Consider the following 13,188-nt stretch of genomic DNA (forward strand, 5'->3'; position numbering starts at 1 on the left):
ACCCCATGGCCCCGGATCCCACTATCAATTGCGCCGCCAGCCCTGCCAGCGCTATCTCACATGCCACATCGATAAGTCTGCTCGACGATGCGGTGCGAATCTCTTGCGATTCGAAGATAACACTGCCGACTGCTCAGCAAAGCCAAAAAACGAACACAGTGCGAGCTATGAACAGCTTGCGGCGAAAAGAATCAGCCTCGCATCAGTTTCGAACGAATGGGCCGAGCGTTTCGCCGATATCGTGATGGATAACAAGGTCGGCATGCGAGTCATGCTCAGTTACTTCATTGTTGATGATCACGAGTCGGGCACCGGCATGTTTCGCCATGAGCGGAAAACCCGCAGCCGGCCACACCACAAGTGACGATCCGATCGCGATGAAGAGATCGCAGTGCTGCGACAATTCGGCAGCGCGCTGCATCTCGCGCTCCGGCATCGCCTGACCGAACGAGATCGTCGCCGTCTTCACCGGCGCGCCGCATGCGCTGCAATCGGGCGCATATCCATGTTCGTCAAAACGAGACTTTACCCACTGGAGTTCGTATCGCGCTTCGCAGCCGATACAGCGCGCATATGTCGTATTGCCATGCAGCTCGATCACATCGTCCGCGGCAAAACCTGATGCCTGATGCAGATTGTCGATGTTTTGCGTGATGATCGCAGGAATCTTTCCGGCCTTGTAGAGCGCAGCCAATGCGAGATGTCCGCGTCCCGGTCTCGCAGCAGCAAAGGTTTCTTCCATCGCAAATCGGCGGCGCCACGATTCATCACGCGCCTCCTGATGGGCAACGAACTCATCAAACGGAATCGGCCTATTGCGAGTCCACAGTCCGCCCGGCGAACGGAAATCCGGAATGCCTGTCTCAGTCGAAATGCCCGCGCCTGTGAACGGCACGATGACGCGCGCCTCAGCGATGAGATCGCCGAGCCTTTCCACGCCACTACGAAGATCCGATGAAATCATGATGGGATGTCGTCCGAACGGGATGTGTCGAAACGACAATGCCGCAGATGGCCAATCGGTACCACCCGCGCCCTGCATGACCGACGTGCGCTTACGTATCCTTGGCGCGCCTCGTGTTCGCGCCGTTGCGAGCCGGTTTCTCGATCAGGAAGTCTTCGCGTTTCCGGCCGGCTTCGATTTCCCTTGCCAGCCATCCGGCAACGCCGCCGCGACCGGTCCAGGTTTCGCCGGTCTGCGGATGCCGATATTTGGGTGCGATCTTGACGCCCCGCGTCGGGCCGCCCTTCCCGTTCACGCTGCCGATCTGGTCGAGCTGCGCCTGCAATTCAGCCCGATGCGCCAATAGCTGTTTGTCGATAGCGTCCCGCAGCGCGAGCAGTTCTGGAATGGAAAGAGTCTTCAAATCAGGCGTAGGCATTACGCACTCCGGAAAAAACAGTCATGCTCCTCTCGGCGGCGCACAAAACGTGGCCTGGGCATGTGCATTTTAAACAAATGTGTCAAAAGTGAGCGGTGCCCAAGCACCGCACTCGGTGACGGAGCGTCGCAACGACGCCCCCGCATCAGAAATCCTGAGATGTTGCTGCCGTCAAGCGGCGCGCGAAACATCCTCTGATGCGGCATCCGTCTTGGTCACGTCCTTCTTCGACTTGGCGACCGGCGTCGCCTGCGATTTCTTCGCGACCTTGCCGTATTGCGCCAGCTTTTCGAGTTCCGCTTCCAGTTCGGCCTGACGCGCGGCGACTTTTTCCGCGAGCTTGTCGGTTGCGCTATCCCGCAACGCGGCAAGTTCTTCGATGCTCAGCGAGTCCAGATCAAACTTGGTCATGGCAGTCTCCTGTGTCGCTCCGGACTACCGACATCGTTAACAAGCCGCAAGGATGGACCACCAGCCATCCACGGAGTTGGCCGGCAACCCGGTAAGGTTGACGACAGTTCTAGGGTGTCATGACAATGGATCCCGGGTAGGGAAACGCGTCATGACATCTTGGAAAGAAGAGCGTGACCGGTTGGTGGCACAAACGCTGGCGTTTGTTCAGCAGGTCGCCGCGGCACATCCGGCAGCAGCAAACAAACTCGGCTTTCGATCCGCGCAAGACCAGGCACCGAGCGATGTCGATATAATCGCGCTGCAGCCCGAGGCGACTGACATGCAGCCTGTGAGCGCCGAACCCTTCGCAGCCGACATCCTGCCACCGGAGGTCCAGGCGGACGAACCCGCTGCCCCCGGCAATATCCTGGCCGACCTGCCCCACTACAAATCCCGCTACTCAACGGCGTCCGAGCGTTCGGAGATTTGCGATCGGGTTGCTGCCTTCAAGGCAAGACAGATGACCCTCAATCAAGAGCGCGAGGCGTTTTATGACCACATGCAGGCGCGTATTCGCTCGGCGTTGCGGAACGATACAGGGCAAGGTCCGTTGTAGAGACGGAGCAGCTTCCCCGATGCTCTAATATAGAAAGCCCTGCCACTCCCCCGGCGGGGCTTTCGCCTTTTGACAGCAACTTGGTGAGAAGCGATGGCACCCGCGTCCGGGGTATCACCAGGATGCGAATTTGCTATTTGCCGAGATGACGACGTATTGCCGATACCGACGGGCCGACGGCCTCGATAGCGGCGTCGAGATCACCGGACGAAATGCCGAAGCGATACGCCCAGTAATTCCGCTGGTCGTCGTCCTGGGTGTCGATGGTCGCAGGCGGCCGGACGCTACGCGCGGTTTCCGATGCAAGGACCAGTGAAACGGGTGCGAGACGGATCATCGTGCGAGCCTAGCACGCTCCCCACGCCCGGGAGCGTGTCGCTCGGCACAGCCTTAACGGGCGATTGACAGCCGATGAGAAAAACCAACGGCCGATGAATTCTGTCTGGACTTTATTGAACCGCAGCGCCCAGCGATGCCTGTGTCTCGCCGATCGCAACACAGGTCTTTTTGCGCCGCAGGCCGCGGATCGCGCCGGTGACCTTCAGCACCTTGCCGACGGAGCACGAGCCGTCATAGACCAGCGCGCTCTCATAGGGCGCCAGCACCAAAGGTTCGGATGTTCTGATTGTTTGAGCAGCAACGGGCGTGACACCCGTCAGAACCAGGAGCCCCAAAATACTCGATACGCGAAAACGCATTGTCGTCCCCAAAAACCCAGCAGCACCCGATACCAGTCCAAGGGTTAAAGGTTTCACACCCTGTGATTGTTTTTCGGTCGGCCCCACCCGGCCGCTCGCCACAATCATGATCCTGGAGCAGACAAAACACAAAGCAAATTTTGCGCCGCCTGCGATAATTTGCACTTATAGCGTGACTTGCGTGTGACTACACTCCTTGCACGCAAACTCGATCCGCGACACCCCCTTTGGCGCAGAGACCTTGTTCTGGGCGCCGCATTTCCCGCATGTCGCCAAAATGCGGGTATCGCCCTGCTTCACCACCACGGTCCTGCGCTCCAGCGACTCGCGCATCAGCCTCTCGGCCTCTTCACGCATGGCCTGCTTGTTCATGTGCGCTCCCCTTCACAGGCCATCATGGCCCGTCCGACGCCGGACCTTATAGCCGACAGCCGTGACGCTTCCGAAACCCTAATGTGTGGATTTCGGCATTTTACAGGGAACGTTTTCCAGAACCGGGCGTTTTCGCCGGCCTTTCGATGGATGAGGTCGGAGGGGCGTGGGGTGCTGCTTCAATGACGCCACATTCCGGAAAGACATGTCCCGATCGCCGAAAACGGCGAGACGACAGCAAAAGAAAGAAAAAATGAAAGACGACAGGATGTCATCGGCGCGCGCCGACATCGAGCAGCGCGTTTTGCAGTTCCGAGAAACCCAAGCAAGGCTCCAGCGTGAACGCGAGGGCTTCTACGATACGGTGATTGAAAAGGTCCGCGCGACCGAGTGGAACGAGTTTGTTACGCCGCATTCCGCGCGAAAGTCCTGATGCGCCAAGCGTTCTCTTGGGACGCGATAAAATGGCAAAGCCCGGAGCAACGCTCCGGGCTTTTTGTTTTTGTACGTCGCGCTGACGACCTTACCAATAGCCGTATGTCCGATAGTAGCGCGGACCGCCATAACCGTATCCGTATCGAGGCCCATAATAGCCACCGTAATATGCCGGACGGTAACGCGGGCCGTAATAGCCGCCGTAGTAGCGGGGACCACCGTAATAGTAGCGCGGGCCGTAATACGGGCCATAAGCGCCTGCCGCACCCGCCGCCAGCGCACCCGCTGCAATACCAAATCCGATCGCTGGTCCCGGCCCCCAGCCGTGGCGCCAGCCATGGGCTTCTGCCGGCGCGCTCACCGCTGTCGCGCCGAGCGCGGCAACAGAGGCGAAAATGATTGCTGCTTTCTTCATGAGATGTTCTCCCGTGTTCACTGCGCCAATAACGCGCATGCTTTTTGTTCGTTTCAGGACCGCTTCAGGTTCAAAGCGCACGTTCCCGCGAGCATGGTGTGACGCAATGTCCCGCCACGCGTTGCCCTGCACATGCCGCCGCCCACTCACGCGATCTCGCGTCAGCCCGCACGGGCGTTTCATTTAAGGCACCGTTCACCATAGACGGCCGCCCGTCGGAACGGCCCATGAAGCCGACGCTTTCCTCCATCACGATGCCGACATGGTTGACGAAAATGTACCGCCGCTGGCGCGCATTTTCGAACAGTGGAGTAACGCGCATGATGGAACAAATCGCCAAGATCGACATGGCGCTCGACGAACTGCTCGTCAGCCTCGGAGGAATGGTGCTGCGCCTCTCGCACCCGGAAGTGACACGCACCCACGATGAGCGCGCGGCGCTCGCTCGCTCGGTCAATCAGTTTTCAAACTGCGCGGCACGCTCGCGCGATCCGCGCGTGTTGAAGCTCGACGAGGATCTGAAAGCAACGTTGAAGCCACGTCTGCGCCTCGTCGCCAGCCGCTGAAACCGGGAACGTTTTTCCTTGCCGCCTGTTGGCCTTGAAATCCACCAAGGACTTGGAATCCACCAAGGAGATGCATCATGGCACTTGAGGCGCGTGAGCAAGGCAATCTCATCGGTAGCGACAAGGTCGAAGGCACGGCAGTATTCGGCCCGGACGATCAGAAGATCGGCTCGATCGAGCGGGTGATGACCGACAAGAAGAGTGGCCGGGTTTCCTATGCTGTCCTGTCGTTCGGCGGCTTCATGGGCATCGGCGACGATCACTACCCCCTGCCCTGGCAGTCGCTGAAATACGACACCGACCTCGGCGGTTACCGCACCGGCGTCACCCAGCGGCAGCTGGAGGAAGCGCCAAAATACGAGGACGACGCGGACTGGAACTGGGCGGACACGTCGCGCGCCCGGTCCATTAACGAGTACTATGGCGTGCCGTTCGGTATCTGATCAGCGCTTATATCGATCTGTCCCAACAGCGCCCTTCGGGCGCTGTTTTTGTCTGTGCCCGCTCGCGGCAAGATTTCGTTAAGCCTGACCAACGGAGGGGCTGAACAAGCCGAGTAATCCTGCATTGGTCATTCATGACCACACGCGCCCTTGTCGTAAAGACGATCGATTTGAAGCCCAATCCGCCGCCCTACGGCGAACTACATCTGCGCAAAGGCGCCTGGGATCAGCTGCAGGCAAGCAAGGCCTATCGCGAAACGCTGTCGGAGGCGCACGAAACCATGCAGCGTCAATCGCTTGATCTCGAGATTTGAGACGGGTCACGCCACGCCGCTGGCGGAACCGACATGGCGTCGTGGCGTTACCCGACATGGGACCTCGTGAAGAAGACAACAGCCTTCTGCTTCTCGGAGCGGTGACACTGATTTGCGGCCTGATCGCATTCGTGCCGCTGCTCGATCCGACATCGCGCATCGCCGAGACCGCGCCGGAGCGCATTTCATCAAAAACTGTGATCCAGGCCGGGACCTTGTCTCCAGCCCGGGTGATCGTGCCGTTCACGCCCAACACCACGCCGGCCCAACGCTGAGAGGCCCGAGGTCAGTTCGCCTTTACCGGCTGGCCGGCAGTACGAACCAGCTTGTCGGCTTTCACCAACACATAATCTGTCTGGGGCTGCGGGCGCGCCAAAAAGCTGACCGCGATGAAGACTGCACAGAACAGGCAACCGACGAGCATGACACGTCGGTGGGTTGGTTTGTCGGCATTGTGAAACGAAGCGGACATGGTCAGATCCTCGCCTTGGATCATCCATAGCTCACGCTACATTCGGCGCAACTACACTTCGATTTTAACGTAACTGACGCAGGCTTCCGCTGCATCATATTTTACCGAAGCAATTTCCGGATATTAATATCTGAGGCTTCCGCTGCCTTCCGAACTACACTTCGGGACCAATCTCGGTTCAGCTAGCTTACTTGTTTTCAAAATTATCCTGGGAGATGGGCGGCGCCTTGGTTTCCTGGGCATACTTCTCGGCCAGATCGAAAATCTCGCGACGGCGCTCCGGTTCGTTAATGCTGAGGTAAGCGACAACCATCTTTAATGCCTCCTCGTCGGAGGCCCTTCCAAATCGCCACACGACGATCACTCCCAAGTTGTGCAGAGAAACGTCGGAACCTTCTCCTGCACATCAGATTGAATATGTTCGCATTCAAATTAATAATACGACTATCGGGTAAATCGTTCCGGAGTCCAGCATGATCCACGGACGGGCTATGTCCGAGATATGCCGCAAATTGGCCGAGGCGGCAGCCCTGAACCATCACGACATCCTCGCGCAGATTCTCCGCATGGCCGCGCTCGAAGCGGCCGAGACCGGAGCGCGGTATGCAGGTCCGGAATCGGACATCCGTGAGCAACTCGTCGGCACCTGGGACTGGGACGTCGTCAATAATTGTGTCTATGCCGACGTGCCCGCAGCGGGGCTGTTCGGCATTACTGAAGAACAGGCCGCACTCGGCGCGCCACTTCAGACATGGATCGCAGCAGTCCATCCGGATGACGCTGTTGCGCTCAAGGCCGAGATCGATCGCGTCATGAAGACCGGGCGTGTCTTCTCGATGGAGTACCGAACCATCGCGAACAATCAGGTGTATTGGGTTTATGCACGCGGCCGCTGCACCTTCGACAAAGCGGGTCGTCCTGTGCGCTTTCCCGGCGCCATCGTTGATATCACCCACGAGAAGATCGACGACCATCACCTCAGCATTGCTCCGCAATAATGCTGAAGAGCTTCAAGGCTCATGCGCGAGGCTGGAACGCCTCGCAACCTCGCCTGTTGTCCTCGTATGGTCAGGAAATTCTACAGCGTCGTCGTGGTGCGGTCCGTCGAGGAATCGACTGAGGTCGTGGTCGAGGCGGGAAGCGAAGATCAGGCGCATGCGGCCGCGTTGTCCCATCTGGCGACGAAGGGTGACGAATACACGTGGCACAGTCCGCGCAAAGATCTCACCGTCTGGCACAAGCGCGAGATCGACACCCCGGCCATTGTCGACGTGACGGCGTAACACGGCACTGCCGCCTTGCCCCAGAAGCTGCTAAGGGATGCGACCCGGCCTTCCGGCTTCGCATCCGCCTTCCTCATGGAGATCATCCCATGCGCTTCCTGCACACCATGCTTCGCGTCCGCAATCTCGACGTTGCCCTGAAATTCTACGCCGATGCCCTCGGCCTGAAAGAGGTCCGCCGCGTCGACAATGAGAAAGCCAAATTCACCCTGGTTTTCCTGGCTGCCGACGAGGACATCCCGGCGCTGGCCAGTCAGGCCGGCCGCGGCGCGCCGCTGGTCGAACTCACCTACAATTGGGACGAAGAGACCTATGGCGAGGATCGCCATTTCGGTCATCTCGCTTATGAGGTCGATGATATCTACGCCACCTGTGATCGCCTGATGAAGCTCGGCATCACCATCAATCGCCCACCGCGCGACGGCCAGATGGCATTCGTCCGTTCGCCGGATCTGCATTCCATCGAGATCCTGCAGAAAGGTGAAGCGCTGCCACCGCAGGAGCCTTGGAGCTCGATGCAAAACACCGGTCACTGGTGATCGACCGACGCAATCCGCGCAGCCACGATGGAACTCCGCATCATTCATGACGTTGTGAATGCGACAAGGACTTCAACGGAGGCTGAGATATGGGACGCGGAATTTTGCTCTGGCTGCTGGGTGTACCGATTCCAGTGATCATCTTGCTCTGGCTGTTCTTCGGCCGTTGAGGCAAGAGCGACAGACAACGAACGGGCTTCGCATCTGCGGAGCCCGTTTTGCATTTGGGCTCCTGCTTTTCATGGCAGTCGTGAACAGAGCGCGCTTGTGAGCCGGTGGCGGAGCCGGTTACATCCGTGGCCTCTGGATCCCAAAAGAACCCCAAGGAAACGCTGCCGTGTCCCTCTCGCCAACTCCGCCGCTCGTTCTCTGGGGCCGCGCCAATTCCGTGAATGTGCAAAAGGTCCTGTGGTGCTGCCACGAGCTCGATCTCGCTTTCGAGCGCATCGACGCGGGCATGCAATATGGCCACAATACCGGCAGCGACTATCTGCGGATGAACCCCAATGGTCGTGTGCCGACGCTGCAGCATGGCGAATTCACGCTGTGGGAATCAAATGCCATCCTGCGCTATCTCGCCCTCTCCTTCGACACGGACCAGACCCTCTACCCTGCTGCGCCAAAAGTCCGTGCGGGCATCGAGCGCTGGCTGGACTGGGTCCTCAGCACATTGCAGCCCGCGGAGCGGCCCTTGTTCTGGGGTTTGGTGCGGACAGCACCGGCCCAGCGTGACATGGCGGCCCTGCAGAGGGCAGCTGACGAGAACGGCAAACTGTGGGAGATGATTGACACGCAGCTCGCTGGCCGCAACCATCTCGAGGGCGACGCCTTCAGCCTCGCGGATCTCGTTATTGGTTGCTATGCGCGGCGCTGGTTTGGCGTCGAGGGGATTGAACGCCCTGTGCTCCCGCATCTGCGCCGCTGGTACGATGCCATCGCGCAACGTCCCGGGTTCGTCGCCTGGGTCTCGCCACCGCTGACCTGACGCCTTACTGGATCGCCCGCTCGATCATCAGGATCGCGACGACCAGAACCAGTGTGATCGACACCACCATCAGGCGGGTGGTCCAGCCCATGCTGCGGCCGATCCACCACAGCAGCGCGCAGCTCATCAATACGGGGACGATGATTTCCGGTCTCATGAAGCTACCCGACGAAATGAACGCCTAGCGTCTTACCGCGCCGCCAGACCACTTCACAGACCCGCCCTGTGCGCGCATCGCGGGAAAAGGCTAGCCGGACCCGGTTGCCGATTGAGGTCGGATCGTCCACCACCAGCTTGGCGCCGCTGGTGGAGAGATCCAGTACATGGCACGGGCGCGCCGCGAAGCCGCCATCCAGCGTGATCCAGCCAGCCTCGTGAACCGACCGCCGAACATCGCGCTTTTTCGTCACTGCCATCATCGTCTCCGCGCCCCCGCCAGAGACTAGAACGACAGGCTTGAAGAAGCGTTTCGATCGCCCCTCAGTTTTCCGAGACCGACCTGGCCGGGTGCGATATCCCCATTTGATGACGATCTTGCAAATTGCCGCATCAGATGACTTGCCGACCCCGTCAAAGCTCACTATACGTTCGCTCACTGACGCCGTACTGATTTGTTTCCGGTCGGCGCGGGCCTCGGCTGACCATCTAACGCACTGATGTTCCAGCCATTTTACTAACCGTGCGAAATGCCGGTCGCCTGATCCGTTGACGGAACTTGGCGGGACCGACGTTTTTGCTCCCTTCGTCTATCGGTTAGGACGCCACCCTTTCACGGTGGAGAGAGCGGTTCGATTCCGCTAGGGAGCGCCATTTGCGCACGTGGCCGATCGGCTCATAGCCTCTCTAAATCGCTCTCTAGTCCACGGCGCCGCGCTGGGCGAGCCCGTTCTCAATAGCACCTGCATCTCCGCAGGCGTTGTAGTGCAATTCGTCCAGTGCCGGGCGTATCGCGTTCGCCCATGCTGTCGACCTTACAAGGCAGACCAGGAGCCTGCATGAGCTGCGCCGGGCGATTTGGGGCCACCTGCCCGGATCAACCATACCGCCGAGAAGCGAAAGCGTGCCAGATCGGACACGCGCAGAGCCTCGACGAGTCCCGCGGCAAGTATCGTCGCGCCGTCGGCATCGAACCGTACAATTTGCGGACGCCGGGTCGATTGGGTGGGATGCCGTCGTCCAAGGACGAACCGCCCACACCGCATTCCATTTCAATCCGATGATCAAGGCGGCTGACGTGGACGCCCGCGCGGCGAAATACGCGTTCGACGGCACGGCAGGCAGTTTCGTGCCGAACGTCTATCTGGAAGGCCGCGGCTCGATGGGCGCCGATGCCACAACTACGTCGGCAACCGCGACGACTTGAGCGGCAAGGTGGTCGTAAGTTGGGATCAGGCTTGCGGAAAGCCGTAAAGTCGCTGTGCGTTGTCGGCCAGGATCCGGTTGCGCAGGACTTCGTCGGTGATCCATTCGCCAAACAGATCGAGCAATTCGCCGGCATTGGGCATGTGATCCCAATTGGCGACGTGCGGCCAGTCAGAGCCCCACAGGCAACGATCCGGCGCGGCCGCGGCGAGTGCCTGTGCGAGCGCCGTGGTGTCGCCATAGGGCGGCGCGCTGAGACGATAGGCCCCGGACAGCTTGACCCATGCGCCCTCGGACACCAGCCGCAGCAGTTCCTGAAAGCCGGGCGATGCAACGCCTTCCGCAGCCGGGAAATGCCCCATGTGATCGACGACGACAGGCACGCGCAGTTTCCTGATCCGCGGCGCGAGGTCGGGCAGATGGCGCGCATCGAGCAGGAACTGGAGATGCCAGCCCATCTCGGCGCAGAGGTCGCCATATTTCTCCAGCAGATCGATGCTGACACCGCCGCCATAGAGAACATTGATGCGGAGGCCGGTGACGCCGGCCTCCTCCAGCTCGGTGTAGTACCCGTCGCTCTTGCCGAGATCGACCACGGCCACGCCGCGCAGGCGCTTCGGATGGGCGCGCAGCGTCTCCAGCATCAGCCGGTTGTCGGTACCATGCACGCTGACCTGGATCAGCACACCGTAAGTCATGCCGGTGCCGTCGAGCATCGCGAGATAGTTCTCAGCCGATGCCGCTGGTGCGGTGTAGCTGCGGTTCGGCACCAGCGGATAATCCGGCGGCACCCCGATCACATGCGCATGCGTATCCACGGCGCCCTTCGGCACCTTGAAGGTGCTGGGGCCGCGTGGATTGGCCGCCGGACCAGGACAGTCCGGCGGGGTCGTGGCGTTGGTATGATCAGTCATGGACATGCAACTCCTTGCCGCGCGTTTCCGGCAACAGCAATGCGCCGATCAGCAGCAGGCCGTAGGCGATGACCGCAAAGATCGCGATCGCTTTCGACAGCGGCATTGCCGCCGAGAGATAGCCGACCAGCGCCGGAAACAGCGCGCCGATGCCGCGACCGAAGTTATAGGCAAACCCCTGCCCCGAGCCGCGCAGACGCGTCGGGAACAGTTCGGTCAGGAAGGCGCCAATGCCGGAGAAGTAAGCCGAAGCGCAGATGCCGAGCGGGAAGCCGAGGAACAGCATCCACTGGTTCGAGATCGGCAGCTGCGTGTAAGCGACCACCAGCAGCGAGGCCAGCACGGCGAACACCATGAACAGCTTGCGGCGGCCGATGCGGTCGGCGAGATAGGCGCCCCACACATAGCCGATGAAACTGCCGACGATGAGCAGCGCAAGATAGCCGGTGGAGCCCACGACTGTGAGACCGCGTTCGGTGCGCAGGAAAGTCGGCAGCCAGGTCGTGATCGCGTAATAGCCGCCTTGTGCGCCCGTGCAGAGCAATGATGTGAACAGTGTGATGCGCAGCACATCCGGCGAGAAGATCTCGAGAATGCTCGGACGATCCTGCTTCTTCTCATCGGCCTTGCGAACGGCCGACGAGATTTCCGGCTCCTCGACATAGCGACGCAGGAAGAACAGCAGCAGAGCCGGCAGCGCGCCCAGTGCGAACATCCAGCGCCAGGCCTGTTCCGGCGGAATGTAGGAGTAGCAGACGGCCTGCAGCAGCACGGCGGCGCCCCAGCCGACCGCCCAGCCCGACTGCACCGTGCCCACGGCCCGGCCGCGATATTTGGCGCGAATGGTCTCGCCGATCAGGACAGCGCCCGCAGCCCATTCGCCGCCGAAGCCGAGGCCGAGAAAGGCACGCAGCACCATCAGCTGCTCGAAATTCTGCGCGAAGGCGCAGAGCAGAGTGAAGAGAGAGAACCAGAGGATCGTGATCTGCAGCGTCCGGACACGGCCGATGCGATCCGACAGATAGCCGGCGAGCCAGCCGCCGAGTGCTGAGACGACCAGCGTGACGGTGACGGCAAGGCCGGCTGTGCCGCGCTCGACCTGCCACATGGCAATGATCGTTCCGATCACCAGCGGATAGATCATGAAATCCATGGCATCGAGGGCCCAGCCGAGGAAGCAGGCCCAGAATGTCCGCCGCTCGCGCGGATTCATGTCCTGAAAGAAACCGGTCAGCGACGTATCGTCCGCCTCCGGCGTAGAAACCGTCTGTGTGCTCGCCATGACATCTCCCCCAATATGCACACGCTTTGCGTGGTGCTGATCATTTCCACGGAGCTCGTGCTCCGCAGTGATGCATTGTTATTGGCAGATCGTGCGCCCTTCTGCCGTGGTCAGGCAATCGCCCTTATGCGCGTGGGGGCATGTGATCGGCGAAGCCCTCGCCGAACTCGAACGCGTCGGCCTTTACAGACGCCATATCGGGCCGGTCCCAGGATGCTTATGTGCCCGCAGTGCAGCAGCGCATGCCTCCGGGTCAGGTCGGCCAGCGGCCACACCCAGCCGATTGGTACGGTGCCGGACTACACAGAAAGGAATACCGGGCGGCCGCGTCAATTCTAACTCTCATGGTCACCGTCGTGCGCGCCACCGGGCCGGCAGCTATCCACCGCCATTGTTCCGTCCGCCATAATCTGTCTTAATTCGGCTGAACTTCGCCAAGAGCTTGCGGACCACATGTGCCGGGTTTCATGTGCCCGGCTGGAACGATCGCCCGCCAGAGGACTTTGAGCTTCATGGTCGAGATGACGACGAGCCATTTGCAGAGCGAGGCATTGCCTCCGATCGACGACGATGCGTCCGCGCGCAGGCCGCTTCGGCGCACCGGCGGATCGCCGCTGCAGGAGATCGGCCAGCAGCCGATCATGATCACCGCCGTCGCCTTGATGCTCGTCATCGTCGGCGTCAGCAGCATTTTCCTGTGGCGGGCCTATAGTGGCA

At 60.5% G+C, this 13,188-nt stretch carries 24 protein-coding genes, 1 tRNA gene and 1 pseudogene; 13 read left to right on the forward strand and 13 right to left on the reverse strand.

The window, feature by feature from the left end; translation table 11 throughout:
• Nucleotides 1-202 precede the first annotated feature (202 nt).
• From ACIQ17_RS23205 to ACIQ17_RS23215, 3 genes are all read right to left on the reverse strand, one after another.
• A complete protein-coding gene (locus tag ACIQ17_RS23205) occupies nt 203-964 on the reverse strand; it encodes an SIR2 family NAD-dependent protein deacylase (RefSeq protein ID WP_398471540.1) in 762 nt (253 codons plus the stop codon).
• Between the two features lie 91 nt (nt 965-1,055).
• Nucleotides 1,056-1,382, reverse strand: a complete 327-nt coding sequence (locus ACIQ17_RS23210; protein ID WP_398471541.1) for an H-NS family nucleoid-associated regulatory protein — start codon at nt 1,380-1,382, stop codon at nt 1,056-1,058.
• Between the two features lie 171 nt (nt 1,383-1,553).
• Nucleotides 1,554-1,793, reverse strand: a complete 240-nt coding sequence (locus ACIQ17_RS23215) for a hypothetical protein (protein WP_398471542.1) — start codon at nt 1,791-1,793, stop codon at nt 1,554-1,556.
• 151 nt (nt 1,794-1,944) lie between these two features.
• Between ACIQ17_RS23215 and ACIQ17_RS23220 the strand changes: the two genes are divergently transcribed.
• Nucleotides 1,945-2,391, forward strand: coding sequence for a hypothetical protein (locus tag ACIQ17_RS23220; protein WP_398471543.1), 447 nt, complete (start codon nt 1,945-1,947; stop codon nt 2,389-2,391).
• 133 nt (nt 2,392-2,524) lie between these two features.
• Here ACIQ17_RS23220 and ACIQ17_RS23225 read toward each other — a convergent pair whose 3' ends face one another.
• The 3 genes from ACIQ17_RS23225 to ACIQ17_RS23235 form a co-directional block, all read right to left on the reverse strand.
• Complete coding sequence (locus ACIQ17_RS23225; protein ID WP_398471545.1) at nt 2,525-2,728, reverse strand: DUF3606 domain-containing protein; 204 nt, start codon at nt 2,726-2,728, stop codon at nt 2,525-2,527.
• A 112-nt stretch (nt 2,729-2,840) separates the two neighbouring features.
• Nucleotides 2,841-3,254, reverse strand: coding sequence for a hypothetical protein (locus ACIQ17_RS23230; RefSeq protein WP_398471546.1), 414 nt, complete (start codon nt 3,252-3,254; stop codon nt 2,841-2,843).
• A complete protein-coding gene (locus ACIQ17_RS23235; protein ID WP_398471547.1) occupies nt 3,255-3,461 on the reverse strand; it encodes a hypothetical protein in 207 nt (68 codons plus the stop codon).
• A 205-nt stretch (nt 3,462-3,666) separates the two neighbouring features.
• Between ACIQ17_RS23235 and ACIQ17_RS23240 the strand changes: the two genes are divergently transcribed.
• Complete coding sequence (locus ACIQ17_RS23240) at nt 3,667-3,894, forward strand: hypothetical protein (protein WP_398471548.1); 228 nt, start codon at nt 3,667-3,669, stop codon at nt 3,892-3,894.
• Between the two features lie 90 nt (nt 3,895-3,984).
• On the opposite strand, the gene ACIQ17_RS23245 is transcribed toward ACIQ17_RS23240, so the two are convergent.
• Complete coding sequence (locus tag ACIQ17_RS23245; protein ID WP_398471549.1) at nt 3,985-4,311, reverse strand: hypothetical protein; 327 nt, start codon at nt 4,309-4,311, stop codon at nt 3,985-3,987.
• Between the two features lie 227 nt (nt 4,312-4,538).
• Here ACIQ17_RS23245 and ACIQ17_RS23250 point away from each other — a divergent pair, with 227 nt between their 5' ends.
• The 4 genes from ACIQ17_RS23250 to ACIQ17_RS23265 all read left to right on the forward strand — a co-directional run bounded on the left by ACIQ17_RS23250 (nt 4,539) and on the right by ACIQ17_RS23265 (nt 5,909).
• On the forward strand, nt 4,539-4,877 hold the full coding sequence (locus tag ACIQ17_RS23250) for a hypothetical protein (RefSeq protein WP_398471551.1): 339 nt from the start codon (nt 4,539-4,541) through the stop codon (nt 4,875-4,877).
• Nucleotides 4,878-4,954: 77 nt separating this feature from the next.
• Entirely contained in the window at nt 4,955-5,320 is a 366-nt protein-coding gene (locus ACIQ17_RS23255; protein ID WP_398471553.1) for a PRC-barrel domain-containing protein, read from the forward strand.
• A gap of 134 nt (nt 5,321-5,454) precedes the next feature.
• Nucleotides 5,455-5,634, forward strand: a complete 180-nt coding sequence (locus ACIQ17_RS23260) for a hypothetical protein (protein WP_398471554.1) — start codon at nt 5,455-5,457, stop codon at nt 5,632-5,634.
• A gap of 56 nt (nt 5,635-5,690) precedes the next feature.
• Nucleotides 5,691-5,909, forward strand: a complete 219-nt coding sequence (locus tag ACIQ17_RS23265) for a hypothetical protein (protein ID WP_398471555.1) — start codon at nt 5,691-5,693, stop codon at nt 5,907-5,909.
• A gap of 11 nt (nt 5,910-5,920) precedes the next feature.
• Here the strand turns inward: ACIQ17_RS23265 and ACIQ17_RS23270 are convergent, their stop codons facing one another.
• Nucleotides 5,921-6,130, reverse strand: coding sequence for a hypothetical protein (locus ACIQ17_RS23270; RefSeq protein WP_398471556.1), 210 nt, complete (start codon nt 6,128-6,130; stop codon nt 5,921-5,923).
• 163 nt (nt 6,131-6,293) lie between these two features.
• Nucleotides 6,294-6,419, reverse strand: coding sequence for a hypothetical protein (locus ACIQ17_RS23275; RefSeq protein ID WP_398471557.1), 126 nt, complete (start codon nt 6,417-6,419; stop codon nt 6,294-6,296).
• Nucleotides 6,420-6,672: 253 nt separating this feature from the next.
• On the opposite strand from ACIQ17_RS23275, the gene ACIQ17_RS23280 reads away from it, so the two are divergent.
• The 4 genes from ACIQ17_RS23280 (at nt 6,673) to ACIQ17_RS23295 (ending at nt 8,913) form a co-directional block, all read left to right on the forward strand.
• Nucleotides 6,673-7,104: a PAS domain-containing protein gene (locus tag ACIQ17_RS23280; RefSeq protein ID WP_398471559.1), complete on the forward strand. Its 432-nt coding sequence runs from the start codon at nt 6,673-6,675 to the stop codon at nt 7,102-7,104.
• 66 nt (nt 7,105-7,170) lie between these two features.
• On the forward strand, nt 7,171-7,389 hold the full coding sequence (locus ACIQ17_RS23285) for a hypothetical protein (RefSeq protein ID WP_398471560.1): 219 nt from the start codon (nt 7,171-7,173) through the stop codon (nt 7,387-7,389).
• An 89-nt stretch (nt 7,390-7,478) separates the two neighbouring features.
• Nucleotides 7,479-7,928 (forward strand): VOC family protein, encoded by a 450-nt coding sequence (locus ACIQ17_RS23290; protein WP_398471562.1) that lies wholly within the window; start codon nt 7,479-7,481, stop codon nt 7,926-7,928.
• Between the two features lie 337 nt (nt 7,929-8,265).
• On the forward strand, nt 8,266-8,913 hold the full coding sequence (locus ACIQ17_RS23295; RefSeq protein ID WP_398471564.1) for a glutathione S-transferase family protein: 648 nt from the start codon (nt 8,266-8,268) through the stop codon (nt 8,911-8,913).
• Between the two features lie 4 nt (nt 8,914-8,917).
• On the opposite strand, the gene ACIQ17_RS23300 is transcribed toward ACIQ17_RS23295, so the two are convergent.
• Together ACIQ17_RS23300 and ACIQ17_RS23305 are read right to left on the reverse strand one after the other, a co-directional pair.
• Nucleotides 8,918-9,070 carry a hypothetical protein gene (locus ACIQ17_RS23300; protein ID WP_398471566.1) on the reverse strand — a complete coding sequence of 51 codons (153 nt, stop codon included), beginning with the start codon at nt 9,068-9,070 and terminating at the stop codon, nt 8,918-8,920.
• A gap of 4 nt (nt 9,071-9,074) precedes the next feature.
• A complete protein-coding gene (locus ACIQ17_RS23305; RefSeq protein ID WP_398471567.1) occupies nt 9,075-9,329 on the reverse strand; it encodes a PilZ domain-containing protein in 255 nt (84 codons plus the stop codon).
• 319 nt (nt 9,330-9,648) lie between these two features.
• On the opposite strand from ACIQ17_RS23305, the gene ACIQ17_RS23310 reads away from it, so the two are divergent.
• Together ACIQ17_RS23310 and ACIQ17_RS23315 are read left to right on the forward strand one after the other, a co-directional pair.
• Nucleotides 9,649-9,723: transfer RNA gene (locus tag ACIQ17_RS23310), tRNA-Glu, on the forward strand.
• Between the two features lie 406 nt (nt 9,724-10,129).
• Nucleotides 10,130-10,276 (forward strand): hypothetical protein, encoded by a 147-nt coding sequence (locus tag ACIQ17_RS23315; protein ID WP_398471568.1) that lies wholly within the window; start codon nt 10,130-10,132, stop codon nt 10,274-10,276.
• 25 nt (nt 10,277-10,301) lie between these two features.
• Here the strand turns inward: ACIQ17_RS23315 and ACIQ17_RS23320 are convergent, their stop codons facing one another.
• Nucleotides 10,302-11,189: an amidohydrolase family protein gene (locus tag ACIQ17_RS23320; protein WP_398471569.1), complete on the reverse strand. Its 888-nt coding sequence runs from the start codon at nt 11,187-11,189 to the stop codon at nt 10,302-10,304.
• A complete protein-coding gene (locus ACIQ17_RS23325) occupies nt 11,182-12,471 on the reverse strand; it encodes an MFS transporter (RefSeq protein ID WP_398471571.1) in 1,290 nt (429 codons plus the stop codon). The genes ACIQ17_RS23320 and ACIQ17_RS23325 overlap by 8 nt, the downstream gene beginning before the upstream one ends.
• A 512-nt stretch (nt 12,472-12,983) precedes the next feature.
• Between ACIQ17_RS23325 and ACIQ17_RS23330 the strand changes: the two are divergent.
• A pseudogene (locus tag ACIQ17_RS23330) lies at nt 12,984-13,188 on the forward strand (hypothetical protein); the annotation flags it as partial.

Source organism: Tardiphaga sp. (assembly GCF_044340795.1).
Lineage (GTDB): Bacteria > Pseudomonadota > Alphaproteobacteria > Rhizobiales > Xanthobacteraceae > Tardiphaga.